Here is a 23833-nt window from a genome sequence, read left to right as displayed (position 1 = left end):
GTACATATCAGCTATGAAATTAAATCTTTAACTCACAACTTTTTCTTACCATTAGCCATTAGCCATTAGCCATTAGCCATTAGCCGTTAACTATTAATTGCCGATTGAATTGTTTGGTGGTAAATAATTCTCCCCGCCGTCGTGCGGATGTATTGAGAAAGCATCACCCCATCTTTATCCTCCCGCACTCGGCGGAACTTGTACTCCTTACTCACACTACCGTTGGCCAAAGTTTCCACCTTCGGATCGCCCTCCGCCTCTACATTTTCCACTTCTCCGTCAAAGCGTACCCAGACGTAAGAATGGAGATGAATTATTCCCTGTTCGTAGGCAATAACTGCATCGTTAAAATTAGCGAAATAACGACCTGCCCCTTTTTGGGCCTGGGGATTTTCCGCTGTCAAGTAGTAGCACCCCAGCACCATATCCTGAGAAGGCGTTACAATCGGCCGTCCTGTCGCTGGTGACAAGATATTATTAGATGCCAGCATCAGCAGCCTTGCCTCTGCCTGGGATTCCAGGGATAAAGGTACGTGAACGGCCATTTGGTCGCCATCAAAGTCAGCGTTGAAGGCGGGACAGACTAAGGGGTGTAATTGTATCGCTCTGCCTTCTACCAAAATTGGTTCAAAAGCTTGAATTCCTAAGCGGTGAAGCGTCGGAGCCCGGTTAAGCAGCACTGGATGGCCTTCGATCACTTCTTCGAGCACATCCCACACTGAAGGATCGCTGCGTTGGATCAACTTTTTCGCTGCTTTGATATTGTTGACTAATCCTTGCCGGATTAAGCGGTGGATGACGAAAGGCTGGAAAAGTTCGATCGCCATTTCCCTTGGCAAACCGCATTGATGAATTTTCAGCTTTGGCCCGACTACGATTACGGAACGACCAGAGTAGTCCACCCGTTTACCTAGCAAGTTCTGCCGGAAGCGCCCCTGTTTACCTTCAATGATGTCTGAAAGGGATTTCAGCGGGCGATTATTTGCTCCCACTACTGTGCGTCCCCGGCGGCCATTATCAATCAGCGCGTCCACAGCCTCTTGCAGCATCCGCTTTTCGTTGCGGATGATGATTTCTGGGGCGAGAATTTCTTGGAGTCTGGCGAGGCGATTGTTGCGATTAATTACGCGACGATAGAGGTCATTAAGGTCGCTAGTCGCAAATCGGCCCCCGTCTAGTTGCACCATCGGCCGCAAATCGGGGGGAATGACGGGAACTACAGATAACACCATCCACTCTGGTTTTGAGCCAGTAGCAATGAAGTTGTCAATCACTCGCAAGCGCTTAATTAGTTTTGCCCGTTTCTGACCCTTTGCGCCGGCAATATCTTCTCGCAACTGTTCTGCTTCTGATTCTAAGTTGATGTTTTGCAGTAAAGTTTGCAATGCTTCTGCACCGATGCCAACTTCTACGCCGGACAATTCAGAGTCTTCGCTGTAGAGTTGGTCTTCGATTTCCAGCCAAGCATCTTCAGCCAGCAGTTGTTTGTAGGTAAGATTATCTGCATTACCGGCGTTGAGAACAACATAAGCGTTGAAATAGACAATTTGTTCGACATCCCGCAAGGGCATATCTAATAGAATTGCCATGTAACTAGGAATCCCTTTCAGATACCAAACATGGGCAACTGGAGCTGCTAATTTAATAAAGCCCATGCGGTGACGGCGGACGCGGGATTCAGTGACTTCGACACCGCATCTTTCACAGACAATGCCTCTATGTCTGACTCTTTTATATTTACCGCAATGACATTCCCAATCCTTTGCAGGCCCGAATATCCGCTCGCAGAATAGGCCGTCCATTTCGGGTTTTAATGTTCTGTAATTTATTGTCTCTGGTTTTATAATTTCTCCAACAATTTGACCATTTGGTAATGTTCTTTCTCCCCATTGTCGTATCCGTTCTGGAGAAGCTAACCCAATTTTAACGTAGTCAAATCTTTGTTCTAATTTAGCCATATTTACTCCTTAAATTTGTGAGTTATTACTAAAAAAAACTCACAATGCTGTCATCTATCAAACTCTTAGTAACTTTAGTCGCTCAATTCTAGAAAGACAAGCAACTAAAGTTGCTACTACTACGAAACCTAACAGTTAACAGTTAACAGTTAACTGTTAACTGTTAACTATTCTACATTTCGTCTTCAATTTCATCTCTAGAAATCGATTCGTAAGTAGGCCGAGAAGGCGATCGCCTCCCAAGAGCATCAGCCATCAAATCGACCTCTGCATCTCGCGAAGACCCATCTTCCGCAGTCTCTACCTTGTGAACGGCAATGTCCAAACACAAAGACTGCAACTCGCGCATTAGCACCTTAAAGGATTCCGGCGTACCAGGACGTGGTATCGCCTTACCCTTAACGATCGCATTCAGCGCCTCATTGCGCCCCTGCATATCATCGGACTTCACAGTTAAAAGTTCCTGCAAAGTATAAGCCGCCCCAAAGGCCTCCAGAGCCCATACTTCCATCTCTCCAAACCGTTGACCTCCCTGCTGTGCTTTACCACCCAAAGGTTGTTGAGTCACCAAAGAATAGGGCCCTGTTGATCGCGCGTGAATCTTATCATCAACTAAGTGAACCAGCTTCAGCATATAAGCCACTCCCACAGTAATCGGGCGATCGAAAGCCTCCCCAGTTCGTCCGTCATAAACTGTAGACTTCCCTGGATGATTTTCATCAAAAATCCAATCCTTACCCGTCTTCTCCCGCGCTTCTAGTAACTTCCCGTGTACGCTTTCCCGCGACTTCTCAGCCCCGTGCATTTCATCAAAAGGTACGATCTTAAACCGCAAGCCCAAATTCTCTCCCGCCCATCCCAACAGGCATTCAAAAATCTGGCCTACGTTCATCCGCGACGGTACGCCCAAAGGATTGAGGACAATATCTACAGGCCGGCCATCGGGCAAATAAGGCATATCTTCCTTCGGCAAAATCCGCGAGACGATACCTTTATTCCCGTGTCGCCCCGCCATCTTATCTCCCACTTGGATCTTGCGTTTCTGGGCCACGTACACCCGCACCACCATATTCGCCCCCGGTGGCAATTCATCGCCCTGTTCGCGCGTAAACACCCGCACGTCCACGACGCGCCCCTTCTCCCCGTTGGGAACTCGCAGAGAATTATCTCGGACATCGCGGGCCTTCTCCCCGAAAATTGCCCGCAGTAATTTCTCCTCTGGCGGTTGGTCGCTTTCTCCCTTGGGCGTAACTTTCCCCACCAAAATATCGCTAGCTTCTACCCAGGCCCCCTTACGGATAATGCCTTGTTCGTCTAATTGACGCAGGGAATCTTCCCCTACATTCGGAATTTCGCGGGTAATTTCTTCAGGCCCCAATTTAGTTTGCCGAGCTTCAATTTCATACTTCTCAATGTGAATAGAAGTATAAACATCCTCATAAACTAACCGCTCAGAAATCAACATTGCATCTTCATAGTTGTAGCCTTCCCAAGGCATATAAACTACTAAGATATTGTGACCCAGAGCCAACTCTGCTCCCTCCGTAGAAGAGCCATCTGCCAATACCTGCCCCGCCACGACAAAATCCCCTTCATAAATCAGCGGCCGCTGATTCAGACAAGTATCCTGGTTGGAACGCTGGTATTTCTGAAGTTCGTACTCAATAAAACCGGCATATTTTACCTTAAAAGCATAGGGATTTTTCTGCCGCAAATCGCTGTAGTCGCGAATGCTAAAATGCAACTCTTCCTCAGCAGCACCAGGCTTAATCGTTTTAACAATAATCCTGGTTGCATCAATATATACAACTTCCCCATCAAACTTAGAAACTACCACCATCCCCGAATCTCGTGCCGCCTGAGCTTCTAAACCAGTACCCACTAAGGGGCGTTCTGGTAATAACAAAGGTACTGCTTGCCGCTGCATATTAGAACCCATCAGCGCCCGGTTCGCGTCATCGTGTTCGAGGAAAGGAATCAGGGAAGTTGCCACAGAGACAATCTGCACGGGAGACACGGCCACATAGTCTACCTGCATGGGAGTTGTAGTCGTGAACTCCTGGCGATAGCGGACGGGTACGGAATCCCCTTGAATGTTGCCTTCAGCATCAGTACGAATGTCACCAGGGGCAACGCGGAGGTCATCTTCTTCATCCGCAGTCATGTAAGCAGGGGCGCGATCGCGCAACACTCGCCCTTTCTCTACGGGATAAAACGGCGTTTCCAAAAATCCGTAGGGATTCACCCGCGCGTGAGTTGCCAAGGAACCAATCAAACCCGCATTGGGGCCTTCCGGCGTTTCAATCGGGCAAATCCGGCCGTAGTGGGAAGGGTGAATATCCCGGACGGCAAAACCCGCCCTTTCCCTGGTCAAACCGCCGGGGCCCAAGGCTGAAAGACGGCGTTTGTGGGTCAGTTCTGCCAGGGGATTAGTCTGATCCATGAACTGCGATAGCTGGGAACTCCCGAAAAATTCCTTAATTGCTGCTACTAATGGTTTGGGATTCACCAGGGAAGCTGGAGTCAGAGATTCGGCATCGCTAACTGTCATCCGTTCCCGAATAATCCGTTCTAAACGGTTAAGACCAACCCGGACTTGGTTTTGCAATAGTTCGCCTACCGATCGCACCCGTCGATTGCCTAAGTGGTCGATATCGTCTGTCTGACCGATATCAAATTCCAAGTTAATCAGATAATCCACGCAAGAGAGAATATCTTGGGGAGTGAGCACGCGCATGGTGTCGGGAACGGAGAGGCGCAATTTTTTATTCAGTTTGTAGCGCCCTACTTTTCCGAGGTCGTAGCGTTTGGGGTCAAAGAAGCGGGAGTTTAGCAACTGTTCTCCCCCCGTGACGGTGGGAGGTTCCCCCGGTCGCAGCTTGCGATAGAGTTCCATTAGGGCTTCTTCTTCCCCGAACTGACCTTCTTTTTCGATGGTTTTCTGGAAGTATTCGGGGTGGCGCAAAGAGTCGAGGATTTCACCGTCACTCAGTCCTAGAGCCTTGAGCAAGACTTGGGCTGAGAGTTTGCGGGTTTTGTCGATTCGCACCCATACTAAGTCGTTTTTATCGGTCTCAAATTTCAACCACGCGCCTCGGTTGGGGATGAGGGAGGCGTTGTAGCTGCGGCGGCCGTTTTTGTCGGTTTCGGATTTGTAGTAGACTCCGGGCGATCGCACGATTTGGTTGACTATGACTCGCTCTGCGCCGTTAATGATAAATGTACCGCGCTCTGTCATCAAGGGTAAGTCGCCGATGAAGACTTCCATTTCTTTGATTTCGCCTGTTTCTTTGTTGATTAGGCGGGTGGGTACGTACATCTGGACGGCGTAGGTGCTATCCCGGCGTTTGGCTTCGTCTACGTCATATTTGGGCCGCTTGAGTTTGAAGTCTTTGCCCATGAAGTGAAGTTCTAGTTTGCCGGTGTAGTCGCTGATTGGGGAAAAGCTGTCTAGTTCTTCGATCAGGCCGGATTCTAGAAACCAGCGAAATGATGCCCGCTGAATTTCGATTAGGTCAGGCAAGGTAAAGCTGGGTTGTGGTGTGTAAATCAGATTTGTCATGGGTTTCCTCAAACTGTGTGGCTCTGGCCTTGTCTACAAGAATTAAAAATTAAAAATGCAAAATTAAAAATGAGGGAATTTAATTTTTAATTTTTAATTTTTAATTGATTTCTAATGGTTGTTTTTCGCTTATTGCTTTGTTAGGGAATATTTATATGCAGATTGTCTGGTAGCAGTTCGCAAGGAACACAATACCCCACCAAGACCGACAACCGACGTACTGTACAGGGATTCTAAGAGAGAATATGCTCTGATGCGTTCTATTGCCCTGCCAGTCTTGGGGAAAGCGTCTCCACAATTGACTACTAAAATTGATGACATTGGTGTGATTAAATTCCGCAAGCGGAACTCGCGATTTTTGATATTTTTGAAGATACAGTGCCAATTCATTCCGATCGCGGTTTCCTCTCTTTAAATTATAGGACGCAATTGCGATACTAGCAGGCTGTAGACCTTTTGTTTTTGGGGTAAGTGGCGTAATCGACAATTTATGGATTAATGCCAGTTTTGCTCAAGGGCTGATTTTTAATCCCCGACCTTATATTTTCGCACTATTTATGCTCTGAAAGGTCAAATAGATCGCAGGCATTTTGGGTCGTTTGCTGGCAGAGAGTTTCTAAGGGCACTCCTCTTAATCTAGCAACTTCCTCGGCTACGTGGCGCACGTAGGCTGGTTCGTTGCGTTTGCCGCGATTGGGGGCGGGGGCGAGAAATGGGCAGTCTGTCTCGATCAGAAGGCGATCGCTGTTGACTCTGCAAGCTGATTCTTGAATTTGGACAGCTTTTTTAAAGGTGACAGTTCCGCTGAAGCTGATGTAGAAACCGAGGTCTAAGAACCATTCGGTTTCTTCTGGGGTTCCTCCCCAGCAGTGCATCACGCCTCGAACTGGCCCAGAAGTTTGCCAAAATTCTCGCAACATTTCTGCCATTGGCGCTGCTGCGTCACGACAGTGGATGATGACGGGTTTGTTTAGCTTTTGGGCGATCGCGAGTTGAGATGTAAAGGCTTTCACCTGTTGCTGGACATTATCTGCTTTGTAAAAGTCCAACCCGGTTTCGCCGATCGCCACTACTCTAGAGTCTGAACTAGCCAACTCTAAAATCTGTTCTCCTGTCGATTCCGTCCACTTGTCCGCATCTAGGGGGTGGAGACCTACGGCAAAGGATACCTCCTTAAAGCGGTTGGCGATCGCCTGAATTCCCGCAAATTCTTCCGGCTCTACGCAGGAATGAACCAGATGGACGACTCCAGCTTCTCGCCAACGCTCTCGTACAGCATCTAAGTCGTCTTTAAACGCCTCAAAGTTAATGTGAACGTGAGTGTCAATTAGCTGCACTATTTTTTTAGGAGTATGTCAGAATTATCAATTAAAAATTAAAAATGCAAAACCAAAAATGAAGCTTATCATTTTTTAATTTTTAATTTTTAATTTTTAACTAGCAACTGGGGGCTGCTTGCGTTTGAGAGCCTTAGCCAAGCGAGATTTTTTGCGATCGCCATTATTGCGGTGTAGCACGCCGCGCTTTACAGCTTTGTCAATTTTGCTAAAAGCCTCTGACATCCGCTGCTGTACTTGCTCCATTGATTCGGGAGTGGGAGCGGCGGCGTAGGTGTCAACGGCTGCCAAATATTTCTTCATCAGAGTTTTGACAGCAGACTTGTAGGCTTTGTTTTGAAGTCGGTTGCGCTCGGCGATTTCGACTCGTTTGATGGCGGACTTAATATTGGGCATAGTCGGCAGTGATTTCTGGCTGGTATTGAATTAAAAATACAAAGTACCGGACAAACTAATATAACATCTATTCTCATAAAATCGCGATTCCCCAAAAAATCTAGGTTAAGCTATAACAAGGATTAAGGGTTAGTAGAGGAGCAGGGGCGCTCTTGAGCAGGGGCGCTCTTGAGCACAGGAGCAGGGGTGAAAAAATCTCCCCGCTCCCTCTCCCCCGGCTCCGCCTCCGCTCCGCCCTCCCCCTCCCCCTGCTCCCCCGCTCTTTTGGCGGGCAATTCCTACGGTAGGCATTCCTAATCTCCATGCTGCGAATCATAACTCAGTGGGTTGAAGCACAAGCTGAACTGCGACGAATCTGCGATCGCACCCACGACGACTTGGTTGTTCATAAAGAGGCAACGGTGCGGGAAGTGCTGCAAGCCGTAAAGCGTAAAGGCGACAGGGCTCTGCTGCACTACACGGCTGAATTCGACCATCTTTCCCTGAATGTCGAAGACTTACGGGTAAGCGGCTCCGAATTGGACGCGGCCTACCAGCAAGTATCCAAAGAATTATTAGATGCAATCCGCTTGGCTTGCCAACAGATCGAAGCTTTTCACCGACAGCGCATCCCTAAATCATGGGTGCAGTTTGGGGAAGACGAGGTAGTTTTGGGTAAGCGCTACACACCTGTAGACCGGGCTGGGCTTTACGTTCCTGGGGGACAGGCGGCTTATCCTAGTACGGTGCTGATGAATGCTGTGCCAGCTAAGGTGGCTAAGGTACCGCGCATTGTGATGTGTACTCCCCCAGGGCCGGAGAAAAAGATCAATCCTGCGGTGCTAGTGGCGGCCCAGGAAGCCGGAATTGAGGAAATTTATCGGGTGGGAGGAGCGCAAGCGATCGCAGCTTTGGCCTACGGTACAGACAGTATCCCCAAGGTAGACTTAATCACTGGCCCCGGCAATATTTATGTAACTCTGGCGAAGAAGCTGGTCTACGGGACTGTAGGTATTGACACTTTGGCGGGGCCGTCAGAAGTGTTGATTATCGCCGACGGTTCTGCAAATCCCGTGTATGTGGCAGCAGATATGTTGGCCCAAGCTGAACACGATTCAATGGCGGCGGCGATTTTACTAACCACAGACTCGGTATTGGCGAGAAAGGTGGTGACAGAAGTAGATCGACAGTTGGCGGAACACCCGCGCCGGACTTTAACTGAAAAGGCGATCGCAAATTACGGTTTAGTAGTAGTAGTGGACTCCCTGAAAGCTGCGGCAGAACTATCTAACGAGTTCGCTCCCGAACACTTAGAGCTGGAAGTTGCCGATCCTTGGGCTCTGCTTGAGCAAATCCGCCACGCAGGAGCAATTTTCTTAGGTTGCTCCACGCCGGAAGCTGTGGGAGACTATTTAGCGGGGCCAAATCACACGCTACCCACTTCGGGGGCCGCCCGCTACGCCTCACCACTGGGAGTGGAAACGTTTATGAAACACTCCAGCTTGATTCAATACTCGCCGACGGCGCTGCAAAAAGTAGCTAAAACTATAAATGCTTTAGCGAAAGCAGAGGGTTTGCCTTCTCACGCTGACTCGGTGCGGCTGCGGACTGAAAATATCGGGGATGAGGAATTTTAGTGTTTAAGAATATTTTGGTGGCTCTTGACGGTTCGCAATCTATAGAGCAGGTAATGGTAGCTGTACACCAATTTCGGCTAGAACCAGAGACAAAAGTTATTCTCTCTCATGTGGTTTCTTCTGCGGGGTCTGAGTTTGAATTGATTGCTGACAAGCCTCATTTTAATTCTGAGGAACTACCCTATCGACACATTGAAAAGCTGCTGCAATCTTATCGGGAGAAGTTACCTTGCAAGAGTGAGGTAGAGATTGTAGCAGGAGATGTGGCGGAAGAAATTGTGCGTTTGGCTAATATTTATAAGGCTGATTTAATTGTGATTGGGAGTAGGGGGTTAACGGGTTTGAAGCGAATTTTGGAGGGTTCGGTCAGTTCTCAGGTGGTGGCGGATGCTACTTGTTCGGTGCTGGTAGTTAAGGGGATTTGAGGGAGATGGGGGAGAGGGGGAGCAGGGGAGATGGGGAAGGTAGCAATTACCAATTACCAATTACCAATTACCAATTACCAATTACCAATTACCAATTAAAAATAATTATTCAGTTTGCGGTTCATCTGAAGTTAACGGCATAGGCATTACTAACACTTTGTCAACTCGGTTGCCGTCCATATCTACAACTTCAAGGCGCAATCCATTCCATTCAAAATGCTCCGCAGCAGAAGGGATGCGACCCAAATTTGTGATTACAAAACCACCCATTGTATGATAGCTACCTCTCTGATCTGGAGATAATTCTTCAATATTAAAAAGCTCAAAAAACTCTTCTACTGGTAACATTCCATCCAAAAGCCAAGAACCATCTTCTCGTTGTACAGCTTGGGGTTCATCTTCATCTTCGACAGAGGGAATGTCACCGACGAGTTCGACTAAAATATCGTTGAGTGTAACCAATCCTTGAATGACACCGTATTCATCAACAACTAAGGCAATGTGATTGCTAAATTGCTTGAAAAGCTCTAAAACTTTTAAGCCCCGCGTACTTTCTGGTACAAAAAGGGGTCGTCTTAATTGTGCTGTCAAATCAAGAGCTTGACCTGCTAAACTGCGGGACAATAAATCAGTAACGTGAATTAAACCGATAACATTGTCGAGGCCGCCTTGACAAACGGGAAAGCGGGAATGGGCGCTATCGAGCATTTTCTGGCGATTTTCTTCCCCTGTATCCTCTAAATCTAGCCAAATAATATCTGGTCTAGGGGTCATTAGGGCGCTAACTCTGCGATCGCCTAAACGAAATACCCTTTGAACCATATCTTGTTCTGCTTCTTCAAAGGTTCCTGCTTCAGTACCTTGCTCGATTAAAACCTTAATCTCTTCTTCCGTAACTTGTGGTTCCGTAGACGGCGTAATCCCCAACAGCCGCAGTACCAAATCAGTTGAGTAGCTTAACAAGCTAACCACAGGAGAACCAATCTTTGAAAGCATTCGCATGGGAATAGCAACTAATGCGGCGATCGGTTCTGGGTTGTTCAAAGCCAGTCGCTTTGGCACTAATTCGCCAATAATCAGCGTTAGATAGGTGATCAGCAAAATTGCGATCGCAGTCGAAATTGGCTGGCTGTAGGGCGCAAGAAAGGGTATCTGATGGAAAATCGGCTCTACCCTCTTAGAGAAAGTAGTTTCGCCGAAGGCACCAGAGACGATCGCGAGTAGCGTGATCCCAATTTGAACAGTCGGCAAAAACTGATTCGGGGCATTAGCCAAATCCAGCGCCACGCGGGCTTTTTTCGAGCCAGAGTTAGCCATCTGTTGCAGTCGCACCTTCCGTACCGAGACGATGGCCATCTCTGACATCACAAACAGTCCATTGAGGGCAATCAGTAGCAGAACAATCAGAATGTCAATACTCATGCTTAATATCAATACCTTTAGCCATTTAATATAGGTTTTTCTAGTACACTTCCAGTAAAACGTCTTTGAGACTGTTTATTTTCAGCTTTTTCTGGGTAAGCGAACTCATTTATTTATCCATCTATCTTAACCATCTAGTGATTCTAGTATTTTTCTTGTCCGCTAGGACGGCTTTAACCTTCCCACCCAAAAATACGTCCGTAGCCTACCCGGTTCAACTGTCACTGTGACAGTTGGCAATCTTTGGAAATTCTCTTAGGGCTTGCGATCGAAAACCAAAAAAACGCCCTAAAAGAGCGTTTTAAAATTTAACTTTTCCGTTCTACCTGTTTGCGCTACCTAGGGATTGCGGAATAAGTGATAGAAAATACGGCTTATTTCTTTGTTTCTTTGCTCACACGCTATCCTGCAAAACATCACGAGTATTGTGCCAAGCTGCCGCACCCATAAGGGCAACCAAAAGCCCCAGGCTCAAAAGCACGACGCGCAAACCCAAATCCTCCGAACCCACAGCTTTACCAACGGCATCCGTCAGTGGGCCAGTAATAGCTAGAGGAAGGCTTAAAGCAATATTAATCGCATTATTCTGAAAGCCAAAAACCTTACCTCGCATAGATTCCGGGGTCTTTTCTTGAATTAAGGCTTGCATCGGGCCGTTAATCAAAGAAGCGCCCAAGCCAAACAAACCACTCAGACTCAATCCCAGCCATAAATACCTGGTAAAGGCAAACATCCCTAAAACAAAACCCATCATCAAAAAACCAATCAAAGGCAGAGGCTTATTGTGCAAGCGGTCTGAAAAATGCCCTAACAAACCTGCACCGAAGACCATACCCACTCCCGCCGCCGCCAGCACAAAGCCAAATTGAGTTTCTTTGAGACCAATTTTGCCAGAGAGAGAAATTGCTAACACTTGTAAGGAGGCAAATACAGAATACAAAATCGTCAACTGTACCATTGCGTTGCTAACAAGGCGGTTTTGCTTGAGATATCGTAAGCCTTCTTTTAAGTCATGCAGGGGATGAATTAACACTGCGTGAGGCGATGCTTCAGTTTCTTTTACCTGCATCAGATAAATCAAAACCGCAGAAACTAGGTAAACTCCTCCCAGCAAGAACTCTTGAGCACTTTCACCTACGGTATCTTTTGAAAAACTTAGTAGAGGTTCGCCAATGGTCATGCCGACAATTATACCTCCCATTGTGGATGAGGCGAAGAGGTTATTGGCGGTCATTAATCCTTTTTTCGGCACTACTAGGGGGATAGCGGCCTGTTCGGCTGGGGCGAAAAATTGGGTGACAGTGGAAACTAGAAAAGTAATCACCAACAGGATGATAAAGGCTTTCGGCAAAAAAGGCAGTGCCATGATTAGAAAGGCTCGAATCAGGTTGCAGCCTAGCAACATTTGCTTTTTAGAGAATCTGTCAACGAAAATTCCCGCTGCTGAGCCAAATAAAATCGCTGGTACTGTGAAGGCTACCATGATCGCCGATCGCATGGAATTATCAGAATGTTCCATGCTATACCAGGGGCGATAGTCGCCGGCTTCTAGCAAGATAATTAGCAATACATAGAAAACCTTATCCGCTACTTGTGCAAAAAGCTGGCCAATCCACAAAGCAAGGAAGGGACGGTTTTTCAGCAGGGCGTTAAAACCCGTGCTATCAGGGGGAGGGCTGGCTGGGTGCATAGCGATAGTTTAGCTGACCGCCTGCGGCAGTTATGGTTAAAAGAAATATACGCAAGTCTGACACTGTAGACAGGGAGGGCGGGAAAGCTGGTTTGTCCTTTTTCCTCTATTTTTTTGTCAGGGCAAATAGGGTAGGCTGCCACTTTCTTACTCTAGCCTGAAGGTAGGCGCTATTGTGGCTGCTTTCGCAAATAGGTCGTTAAGCAGATGGACACAATTAAATGTAGGGTGGGCGATCGCCCCCTTAAAAAGCGATGTGATTCACATGGCTATAGATGGTTTAGGCTTGCGCCCACCCTAAAAGTTATAGCGTTTATTTCTGTCCACCTAGTTACTGGAAAAAGTAAACCCATTTTTCACGGCAAACTAGACATAAGGTATTATATGTTACAAAATCATCTCTGGTGGCGGTGATATCAAGAGGTGTCGTGCTCACTAAGCCATAAACTAGGAAATTAAGAGTTAGGAGTGAAGAACTTGAAAAAAGTAGAAGCTATTATTCGGCCGTTTAAACTTGACGAAGTGAAAATCGCGCTCGTCAATGCTGGCATTGTGGGAATGACCGTTTCTGAAGTTAGAGGTTTTGGCCGTCAGAAGGGCCAAACTGAACGCTATCGGGGTTCTGAGTATACGGTTGAGTTCCTGCAAAAACTCAAGGTTGAGATTGTTGTGGAAAACGATCAGGTTGATATGGTGGTTGATAAAATTATCGCTGCCTCCCGCACTGGCGAGATCGGCGACGGCAAGATTTTTATCTCTCCCGTTGAGCAAATTATCCGCATTCGGACTGGGGAAAAGAACCAGGAAGCTATCTAACAGAGGGGGGGCGGGGGGGCGGGAAGACGGAAATTGACCCTCTCCCCTTAGTCCGTAATTCTCCTCATCTCCCCCATCCTCCCCATCCTCCCCCTCTCCTTCTTCCTTGCTAAACGATCGCAATTCTATCGAGTTGCGGTAAAAGGATCTGGAATGCTTGACCTCGATGGGAGTGCGATCGCTTCTCTTCGGGGGTCATTTCTGCAAAGGTTTTCTGTTGGGTTGGTACGTAGAAAATAGGATCGTATCCGAATCCGCTGCTACCTTTGGGATTATACAAGATTTCACCATCGCATTTTCCTTCAACTTCGATCGCGATCGCGCCGTGGGGACTGGCGACCGCGATCGCACATACGAATTGAGCTTTTCGGTTCTGTTCGTTTCCTAATTCTGTTAATAATCGCTCGATGCGATCGCTGTCTGTTTTGCCATAGCGAGCCGAATATATCCCAGGTCTACCATTAAGTGCGTCTACTGTCAAGCCTGAATCATCTGCGATCGCCCATTTCCCTGTAGCTTTTGCAACTTCGGAGGCTTTGAGGCAAGCATTGGCGATGAAGGTATCGCCTGTTTCTTCTATTTCCAATTCATCTGGTTTAAGTTGCAATTCCCAGCCAAAGTCTGCGAGATATTCTAACATTTCTTTGACTTTCCCAGGATTACTGGTGGCGACAAGTAACAATTTTTTATTAATCATCTGTAGGTAATTGTTCATTGGTCATATGAATACCCAAGATATCCCCTTAACCAGCGTTCATACAACTAATTTCCCCAATATTTTAACTCAACTGGGTATTTCTCTAGTTGTTTCCACTTACCAAGCAGGCAAGTTAATAGTTCTACGTGCTGACAATAATAGCATAAATACCCATTTTAGAACCTTCGATCGCCCAATGGGTTTAGCAGTAGATCGCGAAAAATTAGCCCTTGGTACAGCTTACCAAATTATCGAACTTCGCAACGTCCCAGCCGTCGCGCCAAAGCTAGAACCCCTTGGCAAACATGATGCTTGTTATCTCCCGCGCCGCACTCATATTACTGGAGATATTGACATTCACGAAATGGCTTATACAAATGATGAACTTTGGTTTATTAATACCCGTTTTTCCTGTTTGTGTACCTTAGATAAAACTCACAGTTTTGTACCCCGATGGCGGCCCAATTTTATTAATGCTTACGATTTAAGCGATCGCTGTCATCTTAACGGTTTAAGCATCCGCAATAATCAACCACAATATATTACAGCATTAGGCGAAACAAACGAAGCCGCCGGGTGGCGAAAAAACAAAACCAATGGGGGGATTCTCATTGATATTCCCAGTAATGAAATCATCTGTCGCGGTTTATCTATGCCTCATTCTCCTCGCTGGTATCGGGAGGAACTTTGGGTATTAGAATCAGGCAATGGTAGCTTAGCTAAAGTTGACTTAACTTCAGGAAAATTAACCGCAGTTGCTCAAGTTCCAGGTTTCACTCGCGGTTTAGCTTTCTGGGAAAATTTAGCATTTATTGGACTTTCACAAATTAGAGAAACCGCCGTTTTTAGTGGATTACCAATTACCAAAAGTCTCACGGAACGCAATTGTGGCGTGTGGGTAGTTAATATTAACACTGGTGAAATTATTGCTTTTTTAAGATTTGAAGATGGCGTACAAGAAATATTTGCTATTGGGATTATTCCTGGCTTTCTATTTCCCGAAGTCATTAACTGGGACGAGCAACTTTTAGGTACAACTTATATTTTACCCGATGCAGCACTTCAAGAAGTAGAATTAACTGAGAAGATTCTACAACCAGAAGATACTGAATATTTACTGAATTTGGGCAATGATGCCTACAATCAAGGCAACCTGGAAGCTGCAATGCAGCAATATCAGAAATGCCTAGAACTTAAGCCAGATTATTTGATGGCACGGTATAACTTAGGAGTGGTTTATTTAGAACAAGAACAATGGGAAGAGGCAATTATTGAATTAGAACAAGTCATTGCTAGAGATCCTAATCATGCAGAAGCTTACAATAATCTGGGTATAATTTCCCAGCACGAACATAGATTAAATCAAGCGATAGAATATTATCAAAAAGCAATTGCTATTCGCTACCAATTTCCTGATGCACATTTTAACTTAGGCATGGCATTATTACAAATGGGAGAATATACCCAAGGCTTTGCCGAAAGTGAGTGGAGATGGCAAACGAATAACTTTACACCATTTATTTGTCCTCAACCTTTGTGGGATGGTAGCGATTTAAGCGGCAAAACTATTCTGATTCATACCGAACAAGGTTCGGGAGATGCAATTCAATTTATTCGCTATATTCCCCTAGTAGCTGAAAGGAACTGTCGCATTATTTTAGTTTGCATTCCCGATTTAATGCCTTTATTTGCTACCATTCCTCACATTGACAAGATGATTCCGCCGGGAGATATTGCGACATCAGAGTTTGATGTTTATGCTCCATTAATGAGCTTACCTCATATTCTGGGTACAACTTTAGATACAATCCCTGCTCAAATTCCCTATTTAGAAGCAAGGGAGCAAAACGTTGTTTTCCCAATCCTGCATTCATCTCAGTATAATAAATTAAAATTAGGGATTGTTTGGTGTGGGAGTCATACTCATAAAAACGATCGCAATCGTTCTTGTCAATTAGATGATTTCGCACCTATTTTGAATATGAGAAATATTGATTTCTTTAGCTTGCAAAAAGTCACTAAACCGACAGATGTAGCAAAATTGCAAGAATTTAATGTCTGCGATTTAAGCTATTATCTGAGAGATTATGGAGATACGGCAAGAGCGATCGCGCAATTAGATTTAGTAATTACTGTGGATACTTCCGTTGCTCACTTAGCTGGTGCATTAGGTAAGCCAGTTTGGACTTTACTATGCTATAGTCCTGATTGGCGGTGGATGTTAGAAAGAAATGATACTCCTTGGTATCCTACCATGCGATTATTTCGGCAATCGCAACCGCGAGATTGGGTGGAAGTGTTTAATCGCGTTGCTGAAGCATTTCTTCAAAATGGTATAATATCTGAAATATAAAATATCCTCTCAATCAAATCCTACTATGCAATTTATCAGTGCTAAAACCGATTTTGGATTCAAAAAAATCTTTGCTTCTCCTCAGAGCAAAGAAGTTTTGATCAGCTTTCTTAATGCGATGCTGTATGATGGCGAGTCAACGATTGAAGATTTGGAAATTATCGATCCTTATGCCGCGCCGAGTGTGACTGGGTTAAAAGATACTTATCTGGATGTTAAGGCTAAAATTACAGGCAATAAAACTGTAATTATTGAAATGCAGGTACTTAATGTTGCAGCTTTTACTAAGCGAGTGGTGTATAATGCCGCGAAAACCTATGCAACTCAACTCAAACCCAGGGAGGGATACTCAAAGTTAAATCCTTTGATTGCTTTGACAATTACAGATTTTATTTTGTTTGAAAATACTGAGAAATTTTTGACTCATTTTGTTTTCCAGGAAATCGAAGAAAAGTTTGAATATGTAGAGAGAGAAATAGAGTTAGTTTTTGTGGAATTACCTAAGTTTACGAAAGAGTTGGAAGAGATTGAGAATTTAAGCCAAAGCTGGGCATATTTTCTCAAAAATTCTCCCCAATTGGAGGAAGTACCAGAGGTATTGGCATCAATTCCCGCAATGCAAACAGCCTTTGAGATTGCCAATAAAGCGAATTTAAGCTTGAAGGAATTGGAAGAATTGGAAAAGAGGGAGATGTTTGTTGAAGATCAGCGTGGTGCGATTATTAAAGGGATAGAATTGGGCATAACTCAAGGCAGACTTGAAGGGAGAATTGAAGGGAGAATTGAAGGGAGAATTGAAGGGCAATTAGAATTAATATTGCGTGTAATTGCACGGCGGATTGGTGAAATTTCGCCGGAGATTCAAACTAGCATCCGGCAGTTACGCGGCGATCAATTAGAGAATTTGGCAGAGGCAATTTTTGACTTGGGAAGTGTTGAAGATTTGTTAAGTTGGCTGCAAGGTTGTGTTTGAGTAAACAGTCCTGATTGGCGGTGGATGTTAGAAAGAAATGATACTCCTTGGTATCCTACCATGCGATTATTTCGGCAATCGCAACCGCGAGATTGGGTGGAAGTGTTTAATCGCGTTGCTGAAGTCTTAAATGAGTTAACGGGACTCGGACAAAATTTATAGGACTTACGAAAAAAACCCGGTTTCTTACCAAATTTATAGCTTTTTTCGAGAAATATTGACGCAGAAACCGGGTTTTTGATCGAGCGTGGGTAAGTGCTGATTTAGCTTAAACAAAACCTGCCAAACTGTTGTACTTAAATCAAATTGTAGAGTGTGTCAGACGAGTTTTGACAACGACTATCAAGGGTTTAAACTTCTAATTTTCCCTAATATATGTATCAGTTACATAAGTCCTGTAGCTATTTTGCGAAACAAATCTTTCGCATTTTGACTAGCGCCACCAGAAAGTAGCAAGTTATAAATTTTTTTATAGTGCAATAAATTAACGCATAGATTACAACCTGAATCTCTGAGAGGTAACTATGGCCGCAGTTAGCGTCACAACCACCAACGACACAACAGATGGAGATACTACCAGTATTGCGAACCTAATTGCTAGTCCTGGCGCTGACAGCAAAATCAGCTTGCGAGAGGCAATTTTAGCTGCCAATAACACTACTGGTGCAGATGCGATCGACCTGACCGGCATCAGCGGTACGATCGCTCTTGCCAGCAGTCTAAGTATCACCGATTCAGTCAGTATCAACGGGCAAGGCGCAAGTAATTTAACCGTTAGCGGTGACAATGCCGTGCAGGTATTTAATATTTCCGGTGCGGGGACAACAGTAAATATTGACAGCATCACTATTGCTAATGGCAGCACCAGTGGCACTGGTGGCGGGATTAATGTGGGAAATGGCAGCACCCTGAATTTGAGCAACAGCACCGTTAGCGGCAATTCAGCGAATTTTGGCAGCGGAATCCACAACAAAGGCACAGCCAGCATAACTAATAGCATCATCAGCGGCAATTCGGTTAAATTCAACGGCGGTGGGATCAACAACAACGGCACAGCCACCATAACTAACAGCACCGTCAGTGGTAATTCATCTTCTGATAGCAACGGCGGCGGAATCTATAACAAAATCGGTGCCAATTTCACCGTCACTAATAGTACCATCAGCGGCAATTTGGCTAAATTCAACGGCGGTGGGATCTTCAACGCCAGTACAGCTACCCTGACCAATAGCACCCTCAGCGGCAATTCGGCTAGAGGCGGTGGCGGGATCGTCAACTTCTTCGGCACAGCTACCCTGAGTAACAGCACCCTCAGCGGCAATTCGGCTAGTGTCGCTGGCGGGATCGTCAACGTCAACGGCACAGCTACCCTGAGTAATAGCACCCTCAGCGGCAATTCAACTTCTGGCAACAGCGGCGGAATCTACAACTACAATGGCACAATCAACCTGACCAGCAGCACAATTACCAACAACACGGCGGACAGTGACAATGACGGCACAGGCGATGGGGGCGGGATTTTTGGAAAGAATGGCACTGTCAACGTCCAAAACACCATTGTGGCGGGGAACTTTGACACACCCAACAATGCGGGGTCGGGAACTATTAATCCAGATGTTTCTAGCAATTCTTTCACCGATCAAGGCAATAACCTAATTGGTATCGATCAAGGTAGCACCAATTTCGTCAACGGCACAAACGGCAACATCGTCGGCACGTTTGCTACCCCTGTCAATCCCCAATTAGCCGCTTTAACTAATAATGGCGGCCCCACCCAAACTCACGCCTTAATTGTTGGTAGTCCCGCCATCGACGCAGGCACTAATCCTAATAGTCTCACCACAGACCAACGCGGTACAGGTTTCCCCCGTACACTTGGTTCCGCTACCGACATCGGAGCCTATGAATTACAACAATTCAGTGACCTTGCCATTAGCACAGCCAACAGCACCCAACCTGAAGGTAACACTGGTACTACTAACTTTACTTTTACTGTTACTAGAACACTCAATACTAGCATTACCAGCACAGCAAATTATACCGTAACTGCTAGTGGAGCCAACCCCAGTGATGCGACAGACTTCGGTGGCACTTTCCCCTCTGGTACTGTCACCTTTAATGCCGGAGATACTACTCAAACTATCACTATTCCCGTTTCAGGTGATAACACTGTTGAACCGGACGAAGACTTTACAGTTACACTTTCTAATCCATCATCAGGAACAACTATTTCCACAGATACAGCTACGGGTAATATTCAAAATGATGACAGCTTAGACCTAAATATTACCTTATCAGATTCCCCCGATCCAGTAATATTAGGAAATCCCCTCACCTACACTCTTACTGTTAACAATACTGGCAATGCTGATGCCACAGGGGTAGATGCAGAATTTACCTTACCCACAGGACTTTCTATAGTAGGAACTCCCACCCTTTCTAACGGTTTCACCTACGCGGGAACCACAGGTGGAATTGCTAAATTTACAGGCGGTAGCATCAGTGCCAGTAGTAATGCCACTCTGACTTTAGATGTCACCCCGAATAGTGCAGGAACTCTTACCAGTGGTACAGCAGTTGTCGATCCAAATAATACAATTACAGAAAGTGATGAAACTAATAACACAGCCACCGCAGTTACAACAACAGTTGATGCACCAACTGTCAACTTATCAGTTAGTAGCAATTCGGGAACTGAAGTAGGAACAACAATAATTACCGTCACCGCCACAGCTTCTAGTGCAGTTTCTAGCAATCAAACCGTTGATTTAGGCATTTCAGGAACTAACATCACCGCCGGAGATTACAATCTCGCTAATACTAACATTACCATTCCTAGCGGACAAACTACAGGCACTACCACCTTTACTATTGTCGATGATGCTTTAGTAGAAGGAACAGAAACCGCCACATTAACTATTAGTAATCCGAGTTCTGGTATTGTATTAGGCAGCACGACTACTCAAAATATTGATATTACTGATAACGATGTAGCCGGTGTCACCATTTCTCAATCTGGGAATAGTACAGATATCACCGAAGGCGGCGCAACTGATAGTTACACAGTCGTATTAAACAGTCAACCCACAAATGATGTCACAATTGCCATTAATTCTGACAGTCAAAGTACCAGTAGTGTCAATAGTTTAACTTTCACTTCCGCTAATTGGAATGTAGCGCAAACAGTCACAGTTACAGCCGTAGATGATAACCTACTTGAAGGGAATCATACTAGCACGATTAGTTACGCAGCAACTAGCACCGATACTAACTACAACGCGATTACTATTACCCCAGTAACAGCGAATATTACTGATAACGATGTAGCAACACCAACGCCAACACCGACTCCATCAGTAACTCCGACACCATCGGTAACTCCTACACCAATTCCCACACCAATTCCCACACCAATACCATCAGTAACTCCCACACCAATTCCTACAGCAACTCCCACACCAATACCATCAGTAACTCCGACACCAATTCCCACACCAATTCCCACACCAATACCATCAGTAACTCCGACACCAACTCCTACACCAATTCCCACACCAATACCATCAGCAACTCCCACACCAATTCCTACAGCAACTCCGACACCAATTCCATCAGCAACTCCGACACCAATTCCATCAGCAACTCCGACACCAATTCCATCTGTAACTCCAACTCCGACACCAATACCATCGGTAACTCCATCGGTAACACCAATTCCGACACCAATACCATCGGTAACTCCGACACCAACTCCATCGGTAACACCAACTCCCACACCAATAACTAACAACATCCCAGACGATAGCTGCATCTGTGACGACATTTCATATCCCAACTTAAACCAACCAAACTCAGTTGAAAACCGCATACTTGGTGTATCAAACTTTCAAATAGGTACATCCCAAAATGATGAGTTTTTTGGTAGCAACTCTGGCAATATATTTGATGGCAAATCTGGAGATGATAACCTATATGGTGGTGACAGCCAAGACATTTTCAATGGCAATTATGGCAATGACTTCATCAGTGGTGGTAACGGCAATGACATTTTATTAGGAGATGAAAATAATGATATTATACTCGGCGATTTGGGCGATGATTTAATCTTTGGAGGAAAAGGCAAGGACTCTCTCAATGGCCGGGAAGGCAATGACATCATTTTTGGTAATAGAAATGATGACTTCATCGACGGTGGTAAAGAAAATGATACTTTATATGGAGGCAAAGGTAGCGATACAATCTTGGGTAGTGAAGGCAATGACTACCTATTTGGAAACCAGGAAAATGATACCATCTGTGGCGGTGAAGGTAACGATCTAATCAGTGGTAACGAACAATCAGATGTGTTAGCTGGATGTGAAGGTAATGATACTATTTACGGAGGGGAAGATAATGATACTCTCACGGGTGGAAAGGGTGATGATATCCTTTATGGAGATTTGGGGAATGATAGCTTGATTGGCGGTAGCGGTAATGATATCTTTGTCTTAAAAGCTGGTCACGGATTTGATACTATCGGTGATTTTACCATCGGCCAAGATTTGATAGGATTAGCTGGTGGTTTGAGTTTTAGTCAGTTAGATTTTAGTGAGGATGATCGGGGAACAATCATCAAAAATCTCTTGACAGGGGAGCAGTTAGCTGTTACAATTGGTATGAGTAAGAATGCGATTACATCGGCTAGTTTTCTGCTGATTTAGGAAGCGGATATAAAGTGCGATCGCTATCTGTTTTATTCAGCGATCTGAATATAAGTAAATCCTTCTTCATTCTTCCTTCTTTCCTAAGATTTTAGAGGTGGTAGCTGAATTAAGGAATTTTTGGAAGTAGGAATTTCGCCGGATACTGAGTAATTTGGATCGTTTGGATCTGAGACGAAATCGACTTCTACATGACGGGCATTTTGCCCCTTGGCGAGTAAATCAACCGCATCTCCCAGGGCAGAAGTTAAACTTTTGCGAGTTTCGGCGTGGTGAACTTGTTCTGCTTTGAGGGCGGATGCTAAGTTATTGATTTCATCACGGGCGCGATCGCGTTCCAAAAGCACTTCTATGAGTTTAGCTTTCACTTCTTCCAGGCTTTGCAATTGTTCAATCTCTTGGCTGAGTGTAGTTCCAGCCTTATTTTCATCCGCTATGCTGGAGGAGAAACTTTGAAGTTTCTGAATTTGTGCTTGCAAAGCTGCGATCGTTTGCTGATTTAGCTTAGCTTCCGCCCGTCGCTGCTGTGCTTCTGTGTTGTAGAGTTGTCGCCATTGGGCCGCACTCTCTAAAGCTGCTTCGCGATCGCGCACAACCTCTGCTAACTGCTGTTGCAGAGCCTTAATTTCATTTAACCACTGCCTGATATCCTGAGCCATATCGATTTTTAATTACTAATTACTAATTGCTAATTGCCGTGCCATCAGACATCAGCCATAATGAACATTTTTCGTAATTTGCGCCACCTTATTTTAGCCATGTTTCAGGTGCTTTGGATGCTTCTGAGACGCATAATTAGGCGATCGCGCCGTTTTTTCAACTTCTTTGGCCATCTAAACTGGACAATTATCAAGGAAGTTGGCGATCGCGCCGGACAGCAGCGCCTACCAGGATTGTCCGCTGAAATGGCCTATAATGCCATGTTAGCTCTATTCCCTGCACTTTTGGCTTCGATCGCAGCAATTGCTTTATTTGAATCCTTACAGTCAACACTTTATCAAATGGCGCAACTGTTAGGGGAGATAGTGCCAAATCAGGTTCGCACTTTAATTCGTAGCTTAATCCAAGAAATTCTCCAAACTCGCAACCAAGAGATATTTTCTGTCAGTTTTATTGGCGCACTTTGGGCATTTTCTGGAGTTTTGAGTGCAGCGATGGCCGCCCTCGATCAAATCCATCAAATTCCTACTGCTCAAACTCGACCTTTTTGGAAAGCAAAACTTGTTTCTATTGCGTTGAGTATCGGCACAATTATGCTATTGATTCTCGCTTGCGGAGTAGTATTTGTCAGCGATCTAATTGTACAAGTTGTAGCTCGTCAAAGTTGTTTACTGGAAGCCGTATCAAATTGCGAATTACAAGATGTCTACAATTGTCAATTATTACCAATTCAAAGTTGTCCCCTAGAGTCGCACTTGTTAGCTATTTGGAAGTTATGGCGCTGGCCAATTACTTTAGGAATTGTATCATCTGCCTTTGCCTTTATCTATCGCTATGGGCCAAGTCGCCACCACCGAGGAACCCCGATTTTACCGGGAGCAATTTTAGCTGCTATTTTTTGGGCTGGAATCTCTGGTTTGTTGCGATTCTATGTTTCCCATTTTGCCAATTATAACTGGACTTACGGCACAATTGGAACTTTTATTATTTTGCTATTATGGCTTAATTTCAGTTCTTTGGTCATGCTTTTAGGTGCTCAGTTGAATGTAACTGTGGGAAAGGCTATGAAGGGTAATTGCTAATTGCTAATTGCTAATTGCTAATTGCTAATTGGTAATTGCTAATTGCTAATTGCTAATTGCTAATTGCTAATTGCTAATTGCTAATTGCTAATTGCTAATTGCTAATTGCTAATTGCTAATTGGGGAAAATCCTCCCCCGCTCCCCC

The 23833-nt window shown here is 45.2% G+C and carries 16 protein-coding genes; 8 read left to right on the top strand and 8 right to left on the bottom strand.

What is annotated here, in order from left to right; all coding sequences use genetic code 11:
- Nucleotides 1–86: 86 nt before the first annotated feature.
- The 4 genes from PY364_RS19950 to rpsT all read right to left on the bottom strand — a co-directional run bounded on the left by PY364_RS19950 (nt 87) and on the right by rpsT (nt 7253).
- A complete protein-coding gene (locus PY364_RS19950; protein WP_275525151.1) occupies nt 87–1958 on the bottom strand; it encodes a DNA-directed RNA polymerase subunit gamma in 1872 nt (623 codons plus the stop codon).
- Nucleotides 1959–2130: 172 nt separating this feature from the next.
- The gene (rpoB, locus tag PY364_RS19945; protein ID WP_275525150.1) at nt 2131–5520 is read right to left on the bottom strand and encodes a DNA-directed RNA polymerase subunit beta; all 3390 of its coding nucleotides are present in this window, start codon (nt 5518–5520) and stop codon (nt 2131–2133) included.
- A 551-nt stretch (nt 5521–6071) separates the two neighbouring features.
- The gene (locus PY364_RS19940) at nt 6072–6857 is read right to left on the bottom strand and encodes a TatD family hydrolase (protein ID WP_275525148.1); all 786 of its coding nucleotides are present in this window, start codon (nt 6855–6857) and stop codon (nt 6072–6074) included.
- A 96-nt stretch (nt 6858–6953) separates the two neighbouring features.
- Nucleotides 6954–7253, bottom strand: a complete 300-nt coding sequence (rpsT, locus tag PY364_RS19935) for a 30S ribosomal protein S20 (protein ID WP_275525146.1) — start codon at nt 7251–7253, stop codon at nt 6954–6956.
- A gap of 302 nt (nt 7254–7555) precedes the next feature.
- Between rpsT and hisD the strand changes: the two genes are divergently transcribed.
- Together hisD and PY364_RS19925 are read left to right on the top strand one after the other, a co-directional pair.
- Complete coding sequence (hisD, locus tag PY364_RS19930) at nt 7556–8869, top strand: histidinol dehydrogenase (RefSeq protein WP_275525144.1); 1314 nt, start codon at nt 7556–7558, stop codon at nt 8867–8869.
- Nucleotides 8869–9294: a universal stress protein gene (locus tag PY364_RS19925; protein WP_275525142.1), complete on the top strand. Its 426-nt coding sequence runs from the start codon at nt 8869–8871 to the stop codon at nt 9292–9294. Before hisD ends, PY364_RS19925 begins: the two co-directional genes overlap by 1 nt.
- 105 nt (nt 9295–9399) lie before the next feature.
- Here the strand turns inward: PY364_RS19925 and PY364_RS19920 are convergent, their stop codons facing one another.
- Both PY364_RS19920 and PY364_RS19915 read right to left on the bottom strand, forming a co-directional pair.
- Nucleotides 9400–10716 (bottom strand): hemolysin family protein, encoded by a 1317-nt coding sequence (locus PY364_RS19920; RefSeq protein WP_275525140.1) that lies wholly within the window; start codon nt 10714–10716, stop codon nt 9400–9402.
- A 394-nt stretch (nt 10717–11110) separates the two neighbouring features.
- Nucleotides 11111–12406: an MFS transporter gene (locus PY364_RS19915; protein WP_275525138.1), complete on the bottom strand. Its 1296-nt coding sequence runs from the start codon at nt 12404–12406 to the stop codon at nt 11111–11113.
- A gap of 477 nt (nt 12407–12883) precedes the next feature.
- Here PY364_RS19915 and PY364_RS19910 point away from each other — a divergent pair, with 477 nt between their 5' ends.
- On the top strand, nt 12884–13222 hold the full coding sequence (locus tag PY364_RS19910; protein WP_007354934.1) for a P-II family nitrogen regulator: 339 nt from the start codon (nt 12884–12886) through the stop codon (nt 13220–13222).
- Nucleotides 13223–13331: 109 nt separating this feature from the next.
- Here the strand turns inward: PY364_RS19910 and rdgB are convergent, their stop codons facing one another.
- Nucleotides 13332–13919 (bottom strand): RdgB/HAM1 family non-canonical purine NTP pyrophosphatase, encoded by a 588-nt coding sequence (gene rdgB, locus PY364_RS19905; RefSeq protein ID WP_275525170.1) that lies wholly within the window; start codon nt 13917–13919, stop codon nt 13332–13334.
- 25 nt (nt 13920–13944) lie between these two features.
- On the opposite strand from rdgB, the gene PY364_RS19900 reads away from it, so the two are divergent.
- The 4 genes from PY364_RS19900 to PY364_RS19885 all read left to right on the top strand — a co-directional run bounded on the left by PY364_RS19900 (nt 13945) and on the right by PY364_RS19885 (nt 21945).
- Nucleotides 13945–16272 (top strand): TIGR03032 family protein, encoded by a 2328-nt coding sequence (locus tag PY364_RS19900; RefSeq protein WP_275525136.1) that lies wholly within the window; start codon nt 13945–13947, stop codon nt 16270–16272.
- 25 nt (nt 16273–16297) lie between these two features.
- Nucleotides 16298–17245, top strand: a complete 948-nt coding sequence (locus tag PY364_RS19895) for an Rpn family recombination-promoting nuclease/putative transposase (protein WP_275525134.1) — start codon at nt 16298–16300, stop codon at nt 17243–17245.
- 24 nt (nt 17246–17269) lie between these two features.
- Nucleotides 17270–17407, top strand: coding sequence for a hypothetical protein (locus PY364_RS19890; RefSeq protein WP_275525132.1), 138 nt, complete (start codon nt 17270–17272; stop codon nt 17405–17407).
- Between the two features lie 362 nt (nt 17408–17769).
- A complete protein-coding gene (locus PY364_RS19885) occupies nt 17770–21945 on the top strand; it encodes a choice-of-anchor Q domain-containing protein (protein WP_275525130.1) in 4176 nt (1391 codons plus the stop codon).
- An 83-nt stretch (nt 21946–22028) separates the two neighbouring features.
- Here PY364_RS19885 and PY364_RS19880 read toward each other — a convergent pair whose 3' ends face one another.
- Nucleotides 22029–22604, bottom strand: a complete 576-nt coding sequence (locus tag PY364_RS19880; RefSeq protein WP_275525128.1) for a hypothetical protein — start codon at nt 22602–22604, stop codon at nt 22029–22031.
- Nucleotides 22605–22664: 60 nt separating this feature from the next.
- Here PY364_RS19880 and PY364_RS19875 point away from each other — a divergent pair, with 60 nt between their 5' ends.
- Nucleotides 22665–23687: a YihY/virulence factor BrkB family protein gene (locus PY364_RS19875; protein WP_275525126.1), complete on the top strand. Its 1023-nt coding sequence runs from the start codon at nt 22665–22667 to the stop codon at nt 23685–23687.
- The last annotated feature ends 146 nt before the right edge of the window (nt 23688–23833 follow it).

Source organism: Kamptonema sp. UHCC 0994 (assembly GCF_029167235.1).
Taxonomy (GTDB): Bacteria; Cyanobacteriota; Cyanobacteriia; order Cyanobacteriales; family Microcoleaceae; genus Kamptonema.
Note: the sequence above shows the minus strand (reverse complement) of the source record. Positions and strands in the feature narration are given on the sequence as shown.

Excerpts from the sequence above, each read along its gene's own strand:
- rpsT (WP_275525146.1), bottom strand. The coding sequence starts at position 7,253 with ATGCCCAATATTAAGTCCGCCATCAAACGAGTCGAAATCGCCGAGCGC.
- PY364_RS19895 (WP_275525134.1), top strand. The coding sequence starts at position 16,298 with ATGCAATTTATCAGTGCTAAAACCGATTTTGGATTCAAAAAAATCTTT.
- PY364_RS19950 (WP_275525151.1), bottom strand. The coding sequence starts at position 1,958 with ATGGCTAAATTAGAACAAAGATTTGACTACGTTAAAATTGGGTTAGCT.
- PY364_RS19900 (WP_275525136.1), top strand. The coding sequence starts at position 13,945 with ATGAATACCCAAGATATCCCCTTAACCAGCGTTCATACAACTAATTTC.
- PY364_RS19890 (WP_275525132.1), top strand. The coding sequence starts at position 17,270 with ATGTTAGAAAGAAATGATACTCCTTGGTATCCTACCATGCGATTATTT.
- hisD (WP_275525144.1), top strand. The coding sequence starts at position 7,556 with ATGCTGCGAATCATAACTCAGTGGGTTGAAGCACAAGCTGAACTGCGA.
- PY364_RS19875 (WP_275525126.1), top strand. The coding sequence starts at position 22,665 with ATGAACATTTTTCGTAATTTGCGCCACCTTATTTTAGCCATGTTTCAG.
- PY364_RS19920 (WP_275525140.1), bottom strand. The coding sequence starts at position 10,716 with ATGAGTATTGACATTCTGATTGTTCTGCTACTGATTGCCCTCAATGGA.
- rdgB (WP_275525170.1), bottom strand. The coding sequence starts at position 13,919 with ATGATTAATAAAAAATTGTTACTTGTCGCCACCAGTAATCCTGGGAAA.
- PY364_RS19915 (WP_275525138.1), bottom strand. The coding sequence starts at position 12,406 with ATGCACCCAGCCAGCCCTCCCCCTGATAGCACGGGTTTTAACGCCCTG.
- rpoB (WP_275525150.1), bottom strand. The coding sequence starts at position 5,520 with ATGACAAATCTGATTTACACACCACAACCCAGCTTTACCTTGCCTGAC.
- PY364_RS19880 (WP_275525128.1), bottom strand. The coding sequence starts at position 22,604 with ATGGCTCAGGATATCAGGCAGTGGTTAAATGAAATTAAGGCTCTGCAA.
- PY364_RS19885 (WP_275525130.1), top strand. The coding sequence starts at position 17,770 with ATGGCCGCAGTTAGCGTCACAACCACCAACGACACAACAGATGGAGAT.